The sequence below is a fragment of the Cyanobium usitatum str. Tous genome, assembly GCF_003011885.1.
Lineage (GTDB): Bacteria > Cyanobacteriota > Cyanobacteriia > PCC-6307 > Cyanobiaceae > Cyanobium_A > Cyanobium_A usitatum.
In genome coordinates this window covers 17,307-36,675 of the sequence record NZ_PXXO01000014.1, presented here as the reverse complement: position 1 = coordinate 36,675, position 19,369 = coordinate 17,307, and the positions used below count along the sequence as shown (strand labels likewise).

22 protein-coding genes and 2 pseudogenes are annotated in these 19,369 nt (G+C 60.5%); 12 read left to right on the top strand and 12 right to left on the bottom strand.

Going from position 1 to position 19,369, the window contains the following annotated elements; translation table 11 throughout:
* Positions 1 to 12: 12 nt before the first annotated feature.
* From C7K55_RS11265 to psbB, 8 genes are all read right to left on the bottom strand, one after another.
* The gene (locus C7K55_RS11265) at positions 13 to 279 is read right to left on the bottom strand and encodes a DUF2470 domain-containing protein (RefSeq protein ID WP_106632826.1); all 267 of its coding nucleotides are present in this window, start codon (positions 277 to 279) and stop codon (positions 13 to 15) included.
* Between the two features lie 175 nt (positions 280 to 454).
* Positions 455 to 1,720: an FGGY-family carbohydrate kinase gene (locus C7K55_RS11260; RefSeq protein WP_106632825.1), complete on the bottom strand. Its 1,266-nt coding sequence runs from the start codon at positions 1,718 to 1,720 to the stop codon at positions 455 to 457.
* Between the two features lie 15 nt (positions 1,721 to 1,735).
* Positions 1,736 to 2,983 carry a methionine adenosyltransferase gene (metK, locus tag C7K55_RS11255; RefSeq protein ID WP_106632824.1) on the bottom strand — a complete coding sequence of 416 codons (1,248 nt, stop codon included), beginning with the start codon at positions 2,981 to 2,983 and terminating at the stop codon, positions 1,736 to 1,738.
* A 21-nt stretch (positions 2,984 to 3,004) separates the two neighbouring features.
* Entirely contained in the window at positions 3,005 to 3,820 is an 816-nt protein-coding gene (locus C7K55_RS11250) for an HAD family hydrolase (protein ID WP_106632823.1), read from the bottom strand.
* A gap of 24 nt (positions 3,821 to 3,844) precedes the next feature.
* Positions 3,845 to 4,930 carry a 30S ribosomal protein S1 gene (locus tag C7K55_RS11245; protein WP_106632822.1) on the bottom strand — a complete coding sequence of 362 codons (1,086 nt, stop codon included), beginning with the start codon at positions 4,928 to 4,930 and terminating at the stop codon, positions 3,845 to 3,847.
* Positions 4,931 to 5,138: 208 nt separating this feature from the next.
* On the bottom strand, positions 5,139 to 5,633 hold the full coding sequence (nrdR, locus tag C7K55_RS11240) for a transcriptional regulator NrdR (RefSeq protein ID WP_106632821.1): 495 nt from the start codon (positions 5,631 to 5,633) through the stop codon (positions 5,139 to 5,141).
* Between the two features lie 124 nt (positions 5,634 to 5,757).
* On the bottom strand, positions 5,758 to 5,853 hold the full coding sequence (locus C7K55_RS11235; RefSeq protein ID WP_010314684.1) for a photosystem II reaction center protein T: 96 nt from the start codon (positions 5,851 to 5,853) through the stop codon (positions 5,758 to 5,760).
* Positions 5,854 to 5,877: 24 nt separating this feature from the next.
* On the bottom strand, positions 5,878 to 7,437 hold the full coding sequence (psbB, locus tag C7K55_RS11230) for a photosystem II chlorophyll-binding protein CP47 (protein ID WP_106632820.1): 1,560 nt from the start codon (positions 7,435 to 7,437) through the stop codon (positions 5,878 to 5,880).
* Between the two features lie 114 nt (positions 7,438 to 7,551).
* Here psbB and C7K55_RS11225 point away from each other — a divergent pair, with 114 nt between their 5' ends.
* Entirely contained in the window at positions 7,552 to 8,037 is a 486-nt protein-coding gene (locus tag C7K55_RS11225) for a 2Fe-2S iron-sulfur cluster-binding protein (RefSeq protein WP_106632819.1), read from the top strand.
* 48 nt (positions 8,038 to 8,085) lie between these two features.
* On the top strand, positions 8,086 to 8,193 hold the full coding sequence (psbM, locus tag C7K55_RS11220) for a photosystem II reaction center protein PsbM (protein WP_015109223.1): 108 nt from the start codon (positions 8,086 to 8,088) through the stop codon (positions 8,191 to 8,193).
* Here psbM and C7K55_RS11215 read toward each other — a convergent pair.
* Entirely contained in the window at positions 8,190 to 9,038 is an 849-nt protein-coding gene (locus tag C7K55_RS11215; RefSeq protein ID WP_106632818.1) for a universal stress protein, read from the bottom strand. The two genes, psbM and C7K55_RS11215, sit on opposite strands and share 4 nt — an antisense overlap.
* Before the next feature lie 122 nt (positions 9,039 to 9,160).
* On the opposite strand from C7K55_RS11215, the gene C7K55_RS11210 reads away from it, so the two are divergent.
* The 7 genes from C7K55_RS11210 (at position 9,161) to C7K55_RS11190 (ending at position 15,932) form a co-directional block, all read left to right on the top strand.
* Positions 9,161 to 9,595, top strand: a complete 435-nt coding sequence (locus C7K55_RS11210) for an acyl-CoA thioesterase (RefSeq protein ID WP_396094831.1) — start codon at positions 9,161 to 9,163, stop codon at positions 9,593 to 9,595.
* A 27-nt stretch (positions 9,596 to 9,622) separates the two neighbouring features.
* Positions 9,623 to 10,777 (top strand): DNA-processing protein DprA, encoded by a 1,155-nt coding sequence (locus tag C7K55_RS11205; protein WP_106632816.1) that lies wholly within the window; start codon positions 9,623 to 9,625, stop codon positions 10,775 to 10,777.
* 9 nt (positions 10,778 to 10,786) lie between these two features.
* Positions 10,787 to 11,683, top strand: a complete 897-nt coding sequence (gene prmC, locus C7K55_RS11200) for a peptide chain release factor N(5)-glutamine methyltransferase (protein ID WP_106632815.1) — start codon at positions 10,787 to 10,789, stop codon at positions 11,681 to 11,683.
* A gap of 31 nt (positions 11,684 to 11,714) precedes the next feature.
* Positions 11,715 to 12,284, top strand: a complete 570-nt coding sequence (locus C7K55_RS11195) for an L-threonylcarbamoyladenylate synthase (protein ID WP_273330404.1) — start codon at positions 11,715 to 11,717, stop codon at positions 12,282 to 12,284.
* A 12-nt stretch (positions 12,285 to 12,296) separates the two neighbouring features.
* Positions 12,297 to 12,464, top strand: a complete 168-nt coding sequence (locus C7K55_RS13610; protein WP_161956166.1) for a hypothetical protein — start codon at positions 12,297 to 12,299, stop codon at positions 12,462 to 12,464.
* A 245-nt stretch (positions 12,465 to 12,709) separates the two neighbouring features.
* The gene (locus C7K55_RS13905; protein WP_127432022.1) at positions 12,710 to 12,910 is read left to right on the top strand and encodes a hypothetical protein; all 201 of its coding nucleotides are present in this window, start codon (positions 12,710 to 12,712) and stop codon (positions 12,908 to 12,910) included.
* A gap of 259 nt (positions 12,911 to 13,169) precedes the next feature.
* The gene (locus C7K55_RS11190) at positions 13,170 to 15,932 is read left to right on the top strand and encodes an MGH1-like glycoside hydrolase domain-containing protein (protein ID WP_106632813.1); all 2,763 of its coding nucleotides are present in this window, start codon (positions 13,170 to 13,172) and stop codon (positions 15,930 to 15,932) included.
* A gap of 28 nt (positions 15,933 to 15,960) precedes the next feature.
* On the opposite strand, the gene C7K55_RS13310 is transcribed toward C7K55_RS11190, so the two are convergent.
* Positions 15,961 to 16,458 (bottom strand): hypothetical protein, encoded by a 498-nt coding sequence (locus C7K55_RS13310; protein ID WP_127432021.1) that lies wholly within the window; start codon positions 16,456 to 16,458, stop codon positions 15,961 to 15,963.
* Between the two features lie 371 nt (positions 16,459 to 16,829).
* On the opposite strand from C7K55_RS13310, the gene C7K55_RS14095 reads away from it, so the two are divergent.
* From C7K55_RS14095 to C7K55_RS14085, 3 genes are read left to right on the top strand one after another with little or no spacing between them, the layout of a single operon-like run.
* The gene (locus tag C7K55_RS14095) at positions 16,830 to 17,222 is read left to right on the top strand and encodes a hypothetical protein (protein ID WP_241518341.1); all 393 of its coding nucleotides are present in this window, start codon (positions 16,830 to 16,832) and stop codon (positions 17,220 to 17,222) included.
* A gap of 17 nt (positions 17,223 to 17,239) precedes the next feature.
* The gene (locus tag C7K55_RS14090) at positions 17,240 to 18,049 is read left to right on the top strand and encodes an integrase catalytic domain-containing protein (RefSeq protein WP_241518340.1); all 810 of its coding nucleotides are present in this window, start codon (positions 17,240 to 17,242) and stop codon (positions 18,047 to 18,049) included.
* Positions 18,007 to 18,489 (top strand): hypothetical protein, encoded by a 483-nt coding sequence (locus C7K55_RS14085; RefSeq protein ID WP_241518339.1) that lies wholly within the window; start codon positions 18,007 to 18,009, stop codon positions 18,487 to 18,489. The genes C7K55_RS14090 and C7K55_RS14085 overlap by 43 nt, the downstream gene beginning before the upstream one ends.
* A 45-nt stretch (positions 18,490 to 18,534) precedes the next feature.
* Here the strand turns inward: C7K55_RS14085 and C7K55_RS14080 are convergent.
* Positions 18,535 to 18,739 (bottom strand): annotated as a pseudogene (locus C7K55_RS14080) (integrase core domain-containing protein); the annotation flags it as partial.
* Positions 18,740 to 18,903: 164 nt separating this feature from the next.
* Positions 18,904 to 19,208 (bottom strand): annotated as a pseudogene (locus C7K55_RS14075) (transposase); the annotation flags it as partial.
* Between the last annotated feature and the right edge of the window lie 161 nt (positions 19,209 to 19,369).

Below are 19,369 nucleotides of genomic sequence, written 5' to 3'. Positions count from 1 at the left end.
ACGCCGCCGGCTTCAGCGGGGCAGGGCCCGCAACATCGCCACCAGGGTGCGATGGGCATCTTCACTGTCACTAAGGCAGTGGTCGAAGGGCACTGTGACCTTGGCGCCATCCACATCAAGCTCCATGGCTTCGGCTCGGACTGCTACCAGGCTTGCCTTTTCGGCTGCGCCTAGGCCGCCGTAGTGACGGGCATAGGCCAGCACCGCCTCGGCATGGTCGTCATTCATGTGTCGGCAAATCCGATCGCTCACGGCGGGGGTGATGGGGTCGGCGGCCATGGTGCTGAGCGGCGGTGGGTATGGGAGTGATTCTGGCTCGGACGAAGCTGCTGAGGGAGTTAGGCGGCGCCGAAGCGCTGCCACAACAACAGGCCAAGACGCAGGGCACTGAAGCCCACATAGCCAGCCAGCACCACAAACACCGCCATGGAGATCACAGAGCGCAGGCGGTCGTTCATGGTTTTTGCAGGGCTGTTGCGGCCAGTCTGGCCATGCCAAGGGCAGCTGTGCACCCCGGTCGATTCAGCACCGGTATGCCCAGGCTCTGCTGGCGCAGCCGCCGCCATTGGGGGTTGCGGGCCCCGCCCCCCAGGGTGATCACCCGCTCCAAGTCGGGGGCGCCGGCCGCTTGCAACCGCTGCCATCCCTGTTTTTCGAGGGCTGTGAGGCCCTCCAGCAGGGCCTGGAGGTAGCGGACGTCGCTGATCGGGCGCGGGCCCAGCAGCGGCTCTAGTTCAGGATCGTCCACAGGAAAGCGCTCCCCACGGGCTGGCAGCGGCCGCAGCTGCAGACCCGTGGGCTGGCGAGGGTCGATCTGGCGGCTCAACTCTTCGATCTGTCCGTCACTGAAGAAGCGCCTCAGGATGCCGGCTCCGGCATTGGAGGCACCACCCACCAGCCAGCTTCCTGCTACTCGGTGACAGCTGATGCCTGGCCCTTCGATCGGCCTGGGGCTGAACTGTTTGAGCACCAGCGTGGTACCCAGCACGGTGACGCCATCGCCCCTACCTGGCTGGGCGGCAAGCACCCCGGCGTTGGCGTCGGTGCTGCCTGCCACCACCTGACAGCCAGGCGCCAGTCCCAGCTTTTGGGCGGTCGTAGCAGCGATCCGCCCCAGCACCGCGCCGCTGGGGCGGATCGCCGGCAAGGCAGTGGCCCATGGCTGGCGCGCAATCGAGCCACTCCAGCCCTGCTGTTGCAGATTCCAGCCGAGGCGCAGGTTGTTGCCCTCTTCTCCCCAGCTCCAGTCACCAAGCAACCAGCCGGTTAGCCAGTCGGCCTGGTGACGCAGCAGCCAGGGGCCGCCCGTTCCGATTTCTTGGGCCTGTGCCAGCAGGTGCAGGGCCCGGGCCAGGCTGCCGTTGGCACTGGCGGCTGGGCCTGAACCGGCCATGGCTGCAGCAATAGGGGCCTGCTCACGGCAGGCGAAGTGATAGGCCAGGGCTTTGCCTAGGCAGCCAGGGCCGGGCTGGCCATCGGGACGGCACAGCAGCAGGGTGCCGGAGGTGCCATCCACCGCCAGGGCCCCAACCTGCTTGCGGGTAGCTGCTGGCAGCAGCCCGCAGAGGCTTGTTAATCCCTCCACCCAGCCCAAAGGCTCCTCCAGGCTGGATGGATAGGGGCTGGACTCTTCGATCAGCTGCTCGCCGTCTGGGCCTATCAGGGCAATCCGCAGACCACTACTGCCCAGATCCACCCCAAGGGCAAGTGCAGTGTTCACCCGCCGGACTGCAGCTCAGGCGTTGACCTGCGCTGCGGTGACCTGCTTGAGCGTGGCAGCGATGGCGTCCACGTTTTCCCAGGGCAGATCCAGGTCGGTGCGGCCGAAATGGCCGTAGGCAGCCACATCTTGATAAAAACGGCCGCCGCGTTGCTGGGGCAGCTCCCGTAAACCGAAGGTGTCGATGATGGCCCCGGGGCGCAGGTCGAACTGGTCCTGCACCAGGGTGGTGAGGTCGTCATTGCTGATGGCGCCCGTGCCGAAGCTTTCCACCAGGATGCTGACTGGTTTGGCTACGCCGATGGCGTAGCTGAGCTGCACTTCGCATTTGCGGGCCAGGCCTGCAGCCACGAGAGCTTTAGCCACGAAGCGGGCGGCGTAGGCGGCGGAGCGATCCACCTTGGTGGGGTCCTTTCCCGAGAAGGCGCCACCGCCATGACGGGCATAGCCGCCGTAGGTATCGACGATGATTTTGCGGCCTGTTAGACCGGCGTCACCCTGGGGGCCGCCCACCACAAATTTGCCGGTGGGGTTCACCAGGAAGCGAGTATCTGCCTGGGAGGGCTTGAGGGCCAGATCGGCGGTGGCGGGCTCCACCACGTGGCTCCAGAGGTCGGCGGCAATGCGCTCCCGAATTGCTTTTTCATCCGAGATGCCATCGATCTCAGCTGTGTGCTGGGTGGAGATCAAGATCGTGTCGATCGACACGGGCACTTCGTTTTCGTAGACGACGCTCACCTGGGTTTTGCCGTCGGGCAGCAAATAGCCGAGGCTGCCGTTGTGACGCACCTCGGCCAGCCGCCTCGCCAGGCGATGGGCCAGGCTGATCGGCAGAGGCATTAGCTCTGGCGTCTCGTTGCAGGCGTAGCCAAACATGATCCCTTGGTCGCCTGCTCCCACCAGATCGAGGGGGTCGCCGTCGTGGTCGTCGGCCTCATTTACCCCCTGGGCAATATCAGGGGACTGCTGGTCTAGGGCCACCAGCACGGCGCAGCTGTGAGCATCGAAGCCGCCGGCGCGGGCCCCGGCATAGCCGATCTGGTTGATCACGCCCCGCACCAGGGTGTTGAAGTCAACCCGGGCGGTGGTTGTCACTTCACCTGTGATTAGGCAAAGGCCGGTGTTGACCACGGTCTCGCAGGCAACTCGAGAAGCCGGGTCCTGGGCCAGCAGGGCGTCAAGCACCGCATCGCTCACCTGGTCACAGATCTTGTCGGGGTGCCCTTCAGTTACCGACTCGGAGGTGAAGACGTAGCGGCTCATGCAGCCTTAATTCAACTGAACTCAGCCTATGTGCTGGCCTGCTTTTACCTGGAGCTCGCGCCAATGTTGCAGGCAGGGGAAGCGCGGATCTAGTGGCGGGGCGATGCTCCAGCCCGACCCATAGCCGAGCACCACGGGCACCCCCGCCTGCTGGGCCATGCGCAGGTCGCTGTTGGCATCGCCGATCAGGGCGCAACGGTTGGCTTTTATACCCAGTTGGGCGCAGAGGGCGTGCACCGCGGCCGGGTCTGGCTTGCGCGGGTTGTGGTCGGCACTCCACAGGGCTTGAAACCTGGACCTGAGGTTTTGGCTGGCCAGAAAAGCTTCGATGCCAGCCTCGTCATCGTTGCTGATCACGGCGCACACCACTCCTGCTTCCTGCAGTGCTTGCATCAAATCGTGGAGTCCGGTGGTGGCGATTGGCCGGTGCTCACTTCCCTGGCCATGCAGGCCATCGGTGGCCGCAAATACGCTTTCGCTTAATTCCAGGGCTTCTGGCCAGCCAAGACCAACCTGGGCCAAAGCTGTGGCGGTGGAGATCAGGTTGTGGCTGCGGGAGCCGACGGCCGTGGCGCCGGCTGGATCGATGGCGATATTGCGGAGCCCGTAGGCCCGCTGAAGTAGCTGAGCCAGTTCTTCGCCTCGGCTGGTGGGTAGCTCTGGGTGGCGTTTCCCCAACAGCTCGCAGGCATGAAAAACCCTGGCCGAGGCCAGGGTGTGGAGCATGGGTTCGCTGATGCAAAGGGTGCCGTCCTTGTCGAACAACACCGCTTCGATTGGGAATGGTGTTCCCGTGGCATCGGCCAGGGGTTGTCCCCGCAGAAACAGCTCGGCCATGGAGGGCTCGTAGTTGGGCCTGGCTTAGTCGAGGGTGACGCCCATTGGTTCGTTGTCTTCGGCCTGCTCAAGCAACATCTGCTTGTACCGTGCGGCCATTTCCTCGGCTTTATCGAACACTTTCTGAGGGTCGGTGAGCATGTCGCCGGGCTCGGGCTCTAGGGCCTTGGTCGAGAGGGAGATGCGGCCCCGCTCGGCATCGAGGTCGATGATCATCACCTTCATCTGGTCGTTGACATTGAGCACCGTGTGCGGTGTCTCGATGTGCTCGTGGCTGATTTCGGAGATGTGCAGCAGGCCGCTGACTCCACCGATATCAATAAAGGCGCCGTAGGGCTTGATGCCGCGCACGGTGCCGAGCACCACTTCGCCCACTTCGAGGCGATTCATCTTGCGTTCCACCAGGGCGCGGCGATGGCTGAGCACCAGGCGGTTGCGCTCCTCGTCCACCTCAAGGAACTTGAGGGGCAGGAAGTCGGCCACCAGCTCTTCTTTGGCCTTCCGGGTGCTGATGTGGCTGCCGGGAATGAAGCCGCGCAAGCCTTCGACCCGTACGAGGGCGCCACCACGGTTGGTGGCAAACACTTCGCTGTAGATGGTCGCGTCTTCTTTCTGCAGCTGGCGCACCCGTTCCCAGGCACGCTGATACTCGATGCGGCGTATGGAAAGCGAGAGCTGGCCGTCTTCGTTCTCCTCACTCATGATGAAGAACTCGCGCACCTCGCCTGGTACGAGAACGTCGCTGAGGCCCTCAACCCGGTTGATCGACACCTCCTGCACCGGCATAAACGCCGCTGTTTTGGCGCCGATATCGATCATGGCGCCCTTCGATTCCAGGGCAAACACGGTGCCGTTGACAACGTCACCCGGCTTGAAGTTGTAGTCGTACTTGCTCAGTAGCGAGGCAAACTCATCCAGGGTGAAACCCACGCCATCAGCGTCGTTGCGGGATGCAGCGCGACTGCTGGGGTCATCGGCGGTGGGGACCTCTTCCGGAATGGCTAGATCGAGGTCATCGCCCATGGCGGCGGCGAAATCGAGCTCGGCCTCGGCACTGATCGCGTCTTGGTTGAGCGCTTCAGTGCTGGTATCGGAAGGGGTCACGGTCATGGATAGGTGGCGGTCTGCCTGAAGCAGTAGGAAAGGAACGGATGATCTGCCCGCCAGCAGAGCAAACCCGGTTTGTTACTGTACCAATGCGGCAGCAGCGTGTTTCCGTTGCTTTGACCTGGTTCAGCTTGGACACGGTCAGTTGAATGAGGTCAGCTGAACCAGGTCAGCTGAACCAGGTCAGCTGAACCAGGTCAGCTGAACCAGGTCAGCTGACCGTGGCCAAGCTGGCTTTGCGCAAGCGGCCACCACTGCGCTTGTGCAGTCCTTCCAAGGTGGACACAAAGTCGCTTACGCCCTGGAACTGGCGATAGACAGAGGCAAAGCGCACATAGGCAACCTCACTCATTTCGCTGAGCTGCTGAAGCACAAGTTCACCGATTTCGGCACTGCTCACCTCCCGTCCGCTGCGTTGCTGCAGCTGGAGTTCGATTTCATCCACCACCCCTTCGAGCCGGGCCGGCTCTAGGCCTGTTTTTTCGCAGGCGCGCAGCAGCCCGTGCAGCAACTTGACGCGGTTGAAGGTTTCCCGCGAGGAGTTGCGCTTCACCACAGTGATGGGCACTGTCTCTACCCGTTCATAGGTAGTGAAGCGGAATTCGCAGTTGAGACACTCACGCCGCCGCCTCACACTGCGACCACTGTCGGCCGCTCGAGATTCGAGCACCCGGCTATCGGTGTGTTGGCATGAGGGACATTGCATCCCTGGCATCCGGGAGTGTCATTCAAGTGTAAGCAGCACTTTTTCATTTGGAAAGGCCTGCATTCGCCAATCGCACAACAAAAAAGCCCCTGCCGAAGCAGGGGCTTTAAAGGGCTCTGGCTGATTATTTGCCGATCTTGGGGGGATCGCGGAAGGCGATTGCAAAGAAGAGCGTGGAGATGGCCAGGGCCAGGATCAGGATGTAAGCGAAGCTTTCCATGGATGTCCTCGGGGGTGCTGGCGGTCAGCTGAGGGGACTGCCTGCCGGGGGCACGTAGCCCTCGGGCAGACGACGGGTCGAGCGGTCGCCCAGTTTCTGGAATAGACCGAATTCCACTTGTTCGCCCAGGTCGGGATCAATACCGGCAAACACATCGCGATACAGGGTGCGAGCACCGTGCCAGATGTGGCCGAAGAAGAACAGAAGGGCGAAGGTGGCGTGTCCGAATGTGAACCAACCACGGGGTGAGCTGCGGAAGGTGCCGTCGGAGTGATAAGTCTCGCGGTCAAACTCGAAGGCTTCACCGAGCTGGGCCTTACGAGCCAGGCGCTTCACGTCGGCAGGATCAGTAAAGACCTGGCCATTGAGGGCGCCGCCGTAGACGGTTGCCGTCACACCGGTCTGCTCAAAGGAATACTTGGCCTCAGCCCGACGGAAGGGGATGTCGGCGCGAACGATGCCTTCTTGATCCTGGAGAACTACGGGGAAGTTCTCGAAGAAGTTGGGCAGGCGGCGCACCTCAAGGTCCCGGCCATCTTTGTCAGTGAAGGAAATGTGGCCAATCCAGCCTGTGGGGAGACCGTCGCCATTAACCATCGGACCAACCCGGAACAGGCCGCCCTTGGCAGGACTGTTGCCGACATAGTCATAGAAGGCCAGCTTCTCCGGAATCGAGGCATAGGCCTGTTCCTTGGTGGCTCCGTTGTCGAGCGCGGTTTGGACTCGACGATTGATTTCCGTCTTGAAGTAGCTCTGGTCCCACTGATAACGGGTGGGTCCAAAGAGCTCTACAGGGGTTGCTGCAGCGCCATACCACATCGTGCCGGCAACAATGAAAGCCGCGAAGAAGACAGCGGCGATCGCCGAGGCCAGCACCGTTTCGATGTTGCCCATGCGGAGGGCCTTGTAGAGGCGCTCGGGCGGACGAGTGGTGATGTGGAAGATGCCAGCAATGATTCCAACGATGCCAGCAGCAATGTGGTGGGCCACGATGCCGCCAGGGTTGAAGGGATTGAATCCTTCTGGGCCCCAGGATGGTTGGACTGGCTCTAAGTGTCCCGTTATTCCATATGGATCACTGACCCACATGCCAGGTCCGAAGACCCCGGTGAGGTGAAAGGCCCCGAATCCGAAGCAACCAAGGCCGGCAAGTAGCAGGTGGATGCCAAAGATTTTGGGCAGATCGAGGGCAGGTTCGCCGGTGCGTGGGTCCTGCCAGATCTCTAGATCCCAATAAGTCCAGTGCCAAATGGCGGCTAGGAAGAGCAGGCCGCTGAAGATGATGTGGGCTGCAGCCACACCTTCAAAGCTCCAGAATCCCGGGTCAACGCCGGTTTCGCCGGTGATGCTCCAGCCGCCCCAGCTGCCGGTTACGCCGAGTCGGGCCATGAAAGGCATGACGAACATGCCCTGGCGCCACATCGGGTTGAGTACCGCGTCTGAGGGATCAAAAATTGCGAGCTCATAGAGCGCCATGGAGCCGGCCCAGCCGGCAACCAGGGCGGTGTGCATGAGGTGCACTGCGAGCAATCGGCCCGGGTCGTTAATGACGACCGTGTGCACCCGATACCAGGGCAATCCCATGGGGGTAGTTCTGGGTGGGTTGGGCGATCGTAAGGGGCGCTCCGGCCGCGGTGCGCTCCAGGTAACGGACCGCAACGGCCTGGCCCAGAATGAAGACCTCTGCAAAAAGGTTTCATGCCCGTGATCCGATTTGTTCGCGAGGGCCGCGACATTGAGTGCTACCCCGGCGAAAACCTGCGAGAAGTGGCTTTGCGGGAGGGCATTCAGCTCTACGGCCTCAAGGGTGCCCTAGGCAATTGCGGCGGCTGCGGCCAGTGCATCACCTGCTTTGTGGCAATTCCGGAGGGCACCGGTGCCCAGGTGCTGAGCGGCCGTACCGCCGTGGAAGACCAAAAACTGCGCCGGCGCCCCCAAACCTGGAGGCTTGCCTGTCAAACCATGGTCCAGGAGTCCGTTTTGGTTTTGACTCGGCCCCAGGTGGGCATGGCCGACCAGGAAAATTTGGTGGCGGAGGCCCAGGCCAAGCCCCTGCCTAGCGGCCCCACAGCCTGGCCTGCCCCTCCGGTACAGGAAGGCGAGGAGGATTTAGAGGATGGGGGTGAAGGTCAGAGCCAGGGCGATGAACAGGCCCCAACCGCAACGAGCGGTGAAGCCTCCTGAAAAGCGCCCATTTGGCGGTGATACCCTCCCCTCACTTCCCCTTCAGCCATGGAAACCAACGATCTCGGCTTTGTTGCCAGCCTTTTGTTCGTGTTGGTTCCCGCCGTCTTTTTGATCATTCTTTACATTCAAACCAACAGCCGCCAGGGGGGCTAGTTCCTCCCCTCAGGCTCCCGCACCAGCAACACAGGGGCTGGGGCATGAACGCGGATGTAGTCGCTCACAGAGCTGCCCAGTAGCCGGTCGATGTCGACCAGTCCTCGAGCAACCACCGGGCGCCGATCCTGGGAAGCGATCACCAGCAGGTCGGCTTTGAGATCCTCGGCGGCGGCGCACACGCTGCGGCCGACATCGCCGCTGCGATGCACAGCCTTGAGCTCCACTCCGTAGCCACGGGCTCGCTGGCTGGCTTTTTCGAGTACTGCATCGGCTGGGGATTTGCCGCCCCGAGAAGGGGTGATGTCTTGGCGGGTGACATGGACGCCGGTGAGGCTGCCGCCAGGAATCTCCCGCACAAGCTCGCAGGCCAGTTTCAGGGCATCGTCTCCGACCCCGGTGCCATCGATGGTCACCATTACCCGGTTGATGTGGCGGATGTAAAGGTCGTCGCGCACCAGCAGCATCGGCCTGGTCGAGAGCTGGAATACGTATTGGCTGGCGCTGTTGCTGAGGATCGACTGGAGGCGGCCCAGGCCTCTGGAGCCCATCACGATCAGGTCGCTGTTGAGTTCGTCGGCCACCTTCAGCACCGTTTGCTTGGTGTCTCCCTGCCGAATGATCGTGTTCACCTCGCTGGGGTTGAGCCCGAGCCGTTGCACCGCTTCGGCGGCGATAGCCGCCGCTTTTTGGGAGTGCTCCGCGAAGCTCTCACCAGCCTGCTCAGGCACCACGTGCAGCAGGTTGATGCGGGCTGCACGCACCGCCGGGATGTCGCGCAGCATGCGCACCATCTCTTCAACGTGGCCTTTGCCGGAATCGGCGATTAGAACGTTGCGAAACACTGAGAAGACTCGAAGTAGCAGGCTGCCTGTCAGCCTATGGCCGATCTGCAAGTGCAAACCATCTGCCCGCTACACCGCAACCATCCCGCTCCGGCCAAGCTGGCCCGGCTGTGGTGAAGAGAGTGTCTGAAGGCTGGTTGCTGGAGCGCCGTGTGCTGCCCCAGCACACGGATCACGCCGGCGTGATGTGGCATGGCGCTTACTTGGCTTGGCTTGAGGAGGCGCGGGTGGAGGCCCTGGCTGCAGCTGGCATCGCCTACAGCGATCTTTCCGCTCGCGGCTTGGAGCTGCCGGTGGTGAGTTTGACCATTGACTACAAGCAGCCCCTGTTTCACGGCGACGCTGTGCAGCTGTGGAGCGAGGTGCTGCCGCGCTGTGGTCTGAAGTTGCCCTGGCGCAGCCGTTTTGTAGCTGCAAGCGGAAAGCTGGCGGCTGAGGCAAGGGTTGAGCTTGTGCTGGTGGAGAGCGCCCCTGGGCTGGATCAGCGCCGGCTGGTGCGCCGCTTGCCCGCTGATCTGGAGGCCGCGGTCGCAGCCCTGGTGCGGGGACCGCATTAGGATCAGTACATCTGTACTGAAAGCGGTATGGCGATTCAGGGGTTGCTGCGGAGCGCCGATGGCGCCGGTTGGAATCAGGAGCAGCGGCTTTGGTGGCTGCTGTGGTCGGGTTGTCCAGGCATTGGCGCCCAGCGGTTGGTTGCCATTCGGGACAACTTTTGTGGCTGGGCGGCAGCCTGGGGCGCTCCGCTCGAGGCCTTTGCTGCCCTTGCCGGTTTTGGTGCGGTGGGCTGCCGCCAGCTTCAGCGCTATCGCGACCGCTGGGGTCCCGATCCCTTGCCCCGTCTCTGCCAAGAGCTGCGCGGCGGCAAGGGGGTGTTGGTGCCGGCTGATCCGGCCTTTCCGCCCGAGTTGCTCGCCTTGGCGCGGCCGCCTCTGCGCCTGTATTGGCGGGGTAAGGGCTGGTTGTGGCCCCTGCTTCGTCGCCGCCAGGCCATTGCGGTCGTGGGCACGCGCCGGCCCTCCCTGCATGGGGTGGCCATGGCTGAGGCGATCGGTGCGGCCCTTGCCCAGGCGGGTTGGCCGGTGGTGAGTGGCCTGGCAGAAGGGATCGACGGAGCCGCCCACCGGGGCTGCTTGTCCAAGGGTGGCCGGCCTGTGGGGGTGTTGGGCACTCCCCTTGAGCGGGTTTATCCCAGGCACCATCAGCAGCTGCAGGCTGAGGTGGGTGCCGGGGGGCTGCTGGTAAGCGAGTTGCCGGCAGGCACTGCGGTGCAGGCAGGTCATTTTGCGGCTCGTAACCGGCTGCAGGTCGGCCTGGCTCGGGCGGTGGTGGTGGTCGAATGCCCTATGCGCAGTGGGGCTCTCCAGTCGGCCACCCTCGCCATGCAGCAGGAGTTGCCGGTCTGGGCCGTGCCGGCTGATGCGGGCAAGGCATCTGCTGCCGGTAGCAATCGGCTGCTCGCCCAAGACGCCACGGTGCTGCTTGAGCCCGCAGATTTAATTCGCCAGCTAGGGCCTGGCCCCCTGGCCTCGCCAGATCCCGCTGCTCCTTCGGCCTCCCATGGGCTGCTGCGATCAGCCGATCCCGCGCTGCTAGCAGCCTTGGGGCACGGAGCTTCGCTTGAGCAGCTCTGCCTGATGCTGGAGGAGCCTGCGGCCTCCCTTGCCTCCCGTCTGTTGGCCCTAGAGCTTCAGGGGCTGGTGCGGGCTGAGCCTGGGCTTTGCTGGCGTCCGGCCTAGCCTTGATCCATGGTGAATGGGCAGCTCGATGGGGCTCAATTGTTGGCCTGGCGGCGACAGCAACTAGCCCTGGGCGGGAGCCCTGGAGACTTTGACTGGCTGCTGGATCTGGCGGGAGGCCTGCCCTGGCGTGCTCAACAGCAGCTGCGGCTTCATGCTGAGCTGCCGGTTCAATTGGCCTGCGATCTCAACCAATTGGAGGCGATGTGGCGCTGCCATCTCGATACGGCCGAGCCGCTCCAATACCTTGTGGGGCGCTGCCCCTGGCGTGACCTGGAGATCAGCGTCGCTCCAGGAGTGCTGATCCCTAGACAGGAAACGGAATTACTGGTGGAGCTGGCACTGGAGCTGGCCCCTTCCGGCCCGGGCTGTTGGGCCGATCTCGGCACCGGCTCTGGCTGTATGGCCCTGGCCTTGGCCCTCGCCTGGCCCTCCAGTCGCGGCTGGGCCGTCGACTGCAGTCCAGGGGCGCTTAGTCAGGCGGCCCTAAATCTTGCGGCAGGAGGCGTTGCCGATCGGGTCCAATTGCTGGAGGGCAGTTGGTGGCAGCCGTTGAGCCCCTGGTTGGGACAGTTTGAGCTGGTGGTGAGCAATCCCCCCTACATACCGACAGCGGTATGGGCTGGTTTGGAGCCCGGGGTGAGGGATCATGAGCCCGTAATAGCCCTCGATGGTGGAGTCGATGGACTGGATGCCTTGCGCCTAATCGTGGCGGGTGGAGCGGCGGCTCTTGCTCCAGGAGGCCTGTTGCTGATGGAGCATCACTTCGACCAGAGCCAGGCGGTGATCGACCTACTCAGTGCTGCCGGATATGCCGAGGTGCGCTCCCATGGGGATCTCGAGGGTGTAGAGCGCTTTGCGTCGGCACGCTGGCCAGGATCGGGCAGGGATTGCCATGACCATTAAGCCTGGATTGTTGCCGGTTCCATCTCCAGCCTTGGAGCCGTCAGATCTGGCGGCACTGCTCCTTCAGGGTTCAGCTGCCCTGTTCCCCACAGATACCTTGCCAGCTCTGGCGGCTTCACCTGGCCAGGCCAACCAGCTTTGGCGCCTGAAACAACGCCCGGCAGACAAGCCTTTGATTTTGATGGCGGCCAGCTCCGAAGATCTGTTTGCTTGCCTTGGCGTAGCGCCGCGCACTGAGTGGTTGGAGATGGCTGCTTGGGCCTGGCCAGGGGCGGTCACTTTGGTGCTACCTGCCGTTGGAGTGGTGGCAGAGGCCCTTAATCCCGGTGGGTCGAGCCTGGGCCTGCGGCTGCCGGCCAGTGCGGAAGCCCAGGCCTTGCTGCAGCTAAGTGGCCCCTTGGCTACAACCAGCGCCAACATTTCAGGCTGTCCGGCCGCATGCACAGCTCAGGAGGCTGCCCAGCAATTTCTCGGGGTGCCGCTTCTGGCACCGATCCCCTGGCCCCTCGCCGCAGGTCAGGCCAGCACGGTTGTTGCTTGGCGCGCTGAGGGAGGCTGGCGGGTATTGCGGGCCGGTGCTCTACTGCCCCCAGGCATTTAGGAGCGCGTAGGCATGGGGGCTCTGATTGTTGTGGTGGCGGTCTCGGTAGCGGTGTTTTATTGGGCTATGGGGCCCTTGCTGCAGGTGTTGTCCGACTTGATGCAGCTCAGCTTTTTGCCCTGGTTGTTGCTGGCCCTTGGTATCTGGCTTCTGGCTGGGCGAGCCCAGGAGGACACCTAGGGCGCCTGGGTTTGGACTAGTAACGGTTTGGCGGTGGCGGACCACTTCTGTTGAGATAGCGGCAGGCGCCAGTTGCTCCAGTTTCCCTGGCCGGATTGGTTGCTCACCCGCAGGGTGTCGCAGTGCATCGCCATTTTTTTGGTGATCTCAGCCGATCCACAGACGCTGGTGATCTTGGCTCTGTGTATTTCAGGTGGCAGCTGTTTCTACTGCATAATTTGGAAGGCAAGATCTGCGGAGAGCCCATGACAGTCCTTGTTGCTCTGGTTGCTTCCTTGTCCGTGGCATGGATGGTTAGAAAACTCATTGCAGGCAAACCTAGGGATCAAAGAGAAGACCTAAGGACTATTACCTTCGAACCGGAATGGCCAAGGGCTCTTTCCTACACAGAGATGATGAACTCTGGTCAGCAACGGATGGTTGAAACACCGCAGGGTGATGATTGAAATCTCTCTTCGGCTGCTTGACCAAGGAGAATGATCAGTATTAGGGGAACATTGCTTGCCTGCTATCTCCTGCTTCGCTTTGGCAGCGAGAAGGCAAATCCCTCGGCATTGATACTGGCGCGGATCTCGCACCTTTGCCATCTGTGTAGTCACTTATCCAGCCGCTCATGGGGTCGCCCCTACCCCCACCCACTAGTAGTAGCAGCCGTAACCGCCCCCCCTTAGTGTGAGAGGGACTGATTTCAAGCCTTCGTTAACCATGGTGGTGTCCCAGGCCCAATCCTCAGAAGCCCTCTCGCCTGAGCACCAGCGCCTAGCGGAGGCCGACCAGGGCCAAAAGCCGTGGAGAGCGTGGGGTCCCTACCTGAGCGAAAGGCAGTGGGGCACGGTGCGCGAGGACGACAGCCCCGATGGCGATGCCTGGGAATCCTTCAGTCACGATCAGGCAAGATCCCGCGCCTACCAGTGGGGAGAGGATGGCCTGGCAGGCATCAGCGATGACCACCAGCTGCTTTGCTTCGCCTTAGCACTCTGGAATGGCAAAGACCCGATCATTAAGGAACGCCTCTTTGGCCTCACCAACAGCGAAGGGAACCACGGCGAAGATGTCAAAGAATATTATTACTACCTGGATTCAACACCAACGCATTCCTACATGCGTTACCTCTACAAGTATCCGCTCAATGCCTTTCCCTACGAAGATCTTGTAGCTGTAAATAAAGCAAGGTCTCGACACGAGTCGGAATATGAACTAATCGACACGGGGATCTTTGATAAGAATGAATACTGTGATATCGAAGTCGAATACGCCAAGGCTGATCCGGAAGACCTGCTGATCCAGATCACGGTCCACAATCGCTCCGATCAAGCAGCCAGTCTCGCTGTTCTGCCAACCCTCTGGTTTCGCAATACCTGGGATCAGGGCAGCGGCCTAAAACCCTTGATCAAAGCGCAGCCGGGTGAATCAGGTGCAGCCAGCCTCCATGCGAGCCACCCCAACCTTGGCGATTTCGTGCTGCACTGCCAGGATGCTGATGAACTGGTGTTCACGGAAAACGAAACAAACACAGAAATCATCTACGACAAACCGAATCAATCCCCCTACACCAAGTGTGGCATTAACCGCTACATCGTTCATGGCGAAATAGCAGCTGTCAACCCATCCCAGCGCGGCACTAAGGCATCCGCAGTTCATAACCTCTCGATTGGTGCCCATGCCTCGAGCACAATCCAATTACGATTGGCCAAGTCAACGCCTGAATCAAATAACGACTCTGCCTATCACGACTCTGCCTTTCATGACTTTGACCAGATCTTGGATCGTAGAAAACAGGACTGCGATGACTACTACGCCAGGGTGATGCCAGCTGGATTAAGCACTGAGCAAAAGCTGGTGTTCAGGCAGGCCGTGGCAGGGATGCTGTGGTCCAAACAGTTTTACAACTACGACATTGCGCCCTGGCTCCAGCAGCGTGGCATTGATCCCATGGGTGCCGTGAACGGCCAGGGATTCAGAAATCAGCAGTGGCATCACATGAACAACTGTGATGTGATCTCCATGCCAGACAAATGGGAATACCCCTGGTACGCGGCCTGGGATCTTGCTTTCCACAGCATGGCGTTTTCACTCGTGGATCCGAGCTTCGCCAAGCAACAGCTCAGCTTGATGCTGAGCAGCGAGTACCTGCACCCCAACGGGCAAATTCCAGCCTATGAGTGGAACTTCGGCGATGTCAACCCACCCGTACATGCCTGGGCAACCTATCTCGTCTACTTAACCGATGCATCACTCCATGGCCAGGCTGATCATCAGTGGCTGAAACAAAGCTTCCACAAGCTTCTCATCAACTTTACCTGGTGGGTGAATCGAAAAGATGCCGAGGGTAATAGTGTGTTCCAAGGTGGCTTCCTTGGACTTGATAATATTGGTATTTTTGACCGCACTGAATCGCCAGAGATGGGCGGCCGGCTCGAGCAGGCCGATGGCACCGCGTGGATGGCCTTCTACGCCCAGACGATGGTTAATATCGCCGTTGAGTTGGCACGAAGCGATGAAACGTATCGCGAATACATAGCCAAATTTATCAAGCACTATTTAAGAATCGCCCACGCGATGGTCAATCGCAATGCGAGCGAGAGCATGTGGGATGAAGAGGAAGGATTCTTTTATGATGTCCTCCGCAAAAGCGACGGTAGCTCAACTCGCTTGAAAGTCAGATCGATGGTCGGGCTGATTCCATTGTGCGCTGTACACGTGTTCGAGCAGGATGTCGTGGAACAATTTCCGGAAATTGGCGATTACTTGCAACACATGCGGGATAAATATCCAGGCCTACACAGCTCTTTTCACGACATCAGGCTCAAGGGCTATGCCAACCGACAAATGATGTCAGCCCTCGATGAAACCAATCTTCGCCGCGTGCTGAAGATCATGCTCGATCCTGATGAGTTTCTCAGTGACCATGGCATTCGCTCGATCTCGAAACGGCACGAACGGGCCCCCTATCGCTTTGTCCACAATCAACAGGAGTACGTTGTCCAATACCTGCCGGCAGAGTCCGATTCAGGCCTGTTCGGCGGCAACAGCAACTGGCGCGGGCCGATCTGGATGCCAGTCAACTTCGCGATCATTCGCTCTTTGAGTGTCTACTACACGTATTACGGCAACGACTTCAAGGTTGAATTCCCAACCGGTAGCGGCCAAATGGCAAACCTCTACGAAGTTGCCGAGAATCTCTCGCACAGACTCGTTTCCATTTTCACACGCAATGCTGAAGGCTTTAGACCAGTCTTTGGCAGCCAGCGGACCTTTCAAAGCGACCCCAATTGGAAGGACCATCTGCTGTTTTATGAGTACTTCCATGGTGACAATGGGGCCGGCATTGGCGCCAGCCACCAGACGGGATGGAGTGGTCTGGTGGTTAATTTGATTCACTACTTCGCCGCCAACACCCAGGAGAGTCGGTTGGCGAGCGGCGGCAATACTGGACCCCTGCCTGCTGAGCGCTATGGCGGCGATTGAGGGAGATTGGCAGAAAGACTGCCTTGGTTCAAAGTCCTAATGTCATTAACAACAGAAGCCATAGAACGGCAAATGCCCAAGGCAAAACAATGTGCGGCAATGAACCATGATGCAATGTCCATGGATTTTCACGAAGGGCCTTGCTTGATCCAAGCACTGGAACGAGCTTTGGACTTTTAACTATGTTGTTAATATGCATTGATAAGAACGCGCGCCTGTTTTCGAGTGGCTTGCGTACTCGTTCAGCGGCCCTGATGGCTATTGCTACGCTTATACAACAAAACAGGCCTAAAAGAGGCAGTGTAATTCGCAAGAGATAAGCACTGGGGGAATGATTGCCTGAGCCCAAAAGCACAACAAAGGCGGTTATAAGAAAGGATTGAGAGGTAAAAAGCCAAGACAAGCGATTAAGGATCCATTGCTGCTCAGTCATGAGCAATTGTTCTATGTATGCCGCAAGGGCCAGTGCGTCTTTTAAGTCAATGCTATCAATTGACTCGCTAAAATTGTCGTCAGGCGTCGGCATGATTGAACCTAAAATTGGCGAGAATTTTTTTGAAATGATTGAGCGGGGCGTGGGTTACGTGATCCCCTTTGCTGCTTCAGTTCTTATGAGAGCTGCTGGATGGTTAAGCCACTCTCCATTGCATTCGGCTCTCCAGGGGAGTACCCCTGGAGCGGTGACTTTCAGGAAAGGTGTCGCTCCTGGGCTGCCACTCAGGCGGCCTGGATTAAGGGTAGCTCCAGGATCGGATGGGCTCCTCTATTGGCTTGTTGATCCACACTCCTTCGGGTTGGCGCCAGCAGCGTGTCCGACGACAATCTGGTTGAGGGGCGCTTTGCATCTTTAAAGCTGCTACCCGTCTAGGGTTGTTGCATCAGAACTGACGACCTCTCATGGCATCAGCGCTGCGGGGCGAGCAAGGCGTGAGGCCAGTCCGAGCTGGCTCTCTCAAGGAGGGAGAGCCGATAGCGCTGGCGCTCAGCGCAGCAGCAGGCCGTTACCGGAGCTTGAGCCGTACGGGCAAACAGATGCTGCTGAATGAACTGCAGGCCCTCACCGGCTATCACCGCAAATCGCTGCTGCGCCGGTTGAACCAGCAACCCGATCAGCGGCAGACCAGCCTCCGCGGCCAGCATCGCCGCCGCTACGGCCAAGAGGTAGTCGAGGCGTTGGTGCCGCTGTGGGAAGCCAGCCACCGGCTGTGCGGCAAGCGGCTCCATGTCCTTTGCCGCAGCTGGTGGAGTCGCTTGAGCACCACGGCCACTTGCAGCTTGAGCAGGGCGTGAGGGCGAGGGTGTTGACGATGAGCAGCGCCACGATTGATCGGCTGCTAGCCCCAGTCCGCCAGAGCAGCGGAGGCAATGGATGGCGGCGCCCTCCGCGGGCCCATAGCGGCGTGCGGCGACGCCTGCAGGTGCGCACGTTTAAGGGCTGGGATGACCACAAGCAGCCCGGCTGGCTGGAGATTGACCTGGTGGCCCATTTCGGCGGACGCCTGGAGGGTCGGTTTATCTGGACCCTCGTTGCCACCGACATCGCCACCGGTTGGAGCGAGAGCCTGCCCGTGATCACACGGGATGGAGCCTCAGTGTTGGCCGCCATCCAGCGGCTGCGACAGCAACTTCCCTTCCCCCTGCGTGGGATCGATGCCGACAACGATCCAGCCTTCATGAACGCCCTGATGGAGCAGTGGTGCGATGCTCCGGAACAGGGAATCGAGCTCACCCGCTCACGCGCCTACCAAAGCAACGACAAGGCCTGGGTGGAGCAGAAAAACGGGATGCTGATCCGCCGGGTGGTGGGCTACGAGCGTTTGGTGGGCTTGGAGGCAGCCCAGCTGCTGGCCGAGCTCTACGCGGCACTGCGGCTGTACCGCTTACGCGGAAGCCTTACGGCTACACCAACCTGTTCCAGCCATCGTTCAAGCTCAAAAGCAGCGTGCGGGAAGGGGGCCGGATCAAGCGGCAGCACCACCCGCCGCGAACACCGCTGCAGCAGCTCCTGCGTACCGGAGTGCTCAGCGATCAGGAAGCCCAGGGCCTCAGAGAGCTCAGAAAGCGGTGTGACCCGGTGGCGCTGCAGGCCACGATGCGCAGCTGCCAGAGCCGGCTGACGCTGTTGATCAGCGGCCAACGTGCCAGCGCCATGGCGGGGGATCCGCTGCTCTGGCAGACCCCCGAGGAAGAAAATCGTGGGCTGGAGGGTTTTCTGCAGGGTTTGCAGGCCCTGTGGCGTCAGAGCAGGCCTCTACAGAAAAAGCCCAAGCCGCGGCAGGGCCGCCGCAGCCGCGTGGATCCCTTTGAGGCCCATGCCGATCTCATCCCTCAGTGGCTAGAGGCAGAAGCAGATGTGGGCAGCCAGGAGCTTCTGGACAGGCTGATCGCACTGGATAAAGAGCGCTATGGGCCACAGCACAAACGCACGCTGCAGCGGCGCATCAGGGATTGGCGCGTGGCCAGGGTGCAGCTATGCCTGGAGAGCGCAGCGCAGCGGTCGGAAAACAAGCCGGAGGCTAGAGAAAAGGTGTTACCAAGCGTCAATCAAAATGGGTAACAAATGATTGATGCAAAGCGCCCATCAACCTGATTGACACGGGACAGTCACGAACTTGATGCCGCTGTGGCGGTGCCGATGGTTGTACCAATCCACAAACGACGCTACCCATTCGCAGGCTTCGTCCTTGCATGCAAAGGGCTGTGCTGGTGTAGTCCGGCCGGTACTTGAGAGTTAGGAACAGGGATTCTGAGTAATGGTTGTCGTATGAGACCCTTGGCCGAGAGAAGGATCTGAGTACTCCCATCTCCTCCAGCCTTGATTCCAGCGTGGCTCCACTTGACCAGGGCCCCATAGACCGGCTCCATGGTGCGGCCCGTGGCACAGAGCGCCGCTGGGCATTGCAGTTTTGACACGCCAATCTGCAGGCACGCCGGAGCGAAACTCGGAATCGATCATGCAGAATCACCACATCACGGCCCGGAGACGACGCTTAGGATCTAAAAGTTTCCCTTGGCAAGCTCCTTGAGCATGGCCTTATCGAGTTCTGCGTCTGCCAATAATCGCTTTGGCCGTGTGTTCTCCAGCTCAAGCTCCTTGAGGCGTTTGGCCTCTGTGGCTTTCATTCCCCCGTACAACTGCTGCCAGCGGCGGTAAGTCGCCGGAGAAACCTACATGGCTCGGCAGACATCAGCAACGGCCTGGCCCTGGTTCAAGAGCTACTCAGCGGTCCGAAACTTGCGAAAGATCTGCTCGGGGCTTTGGCGTTTAACTTTCATGGGCTACTCCAGGCCAATTCTGGCCGGCAGGGAATCTCCTATAAGGTCTGGTCAGTTTCTGGGATCGACGTCAATACAGGCCGAAAATAGTAACCTAGGCAGGTCAAGATAAACAAAGGAAATTGATAACGGAATAAATGGGCTGAAATTCACCTGGCCCG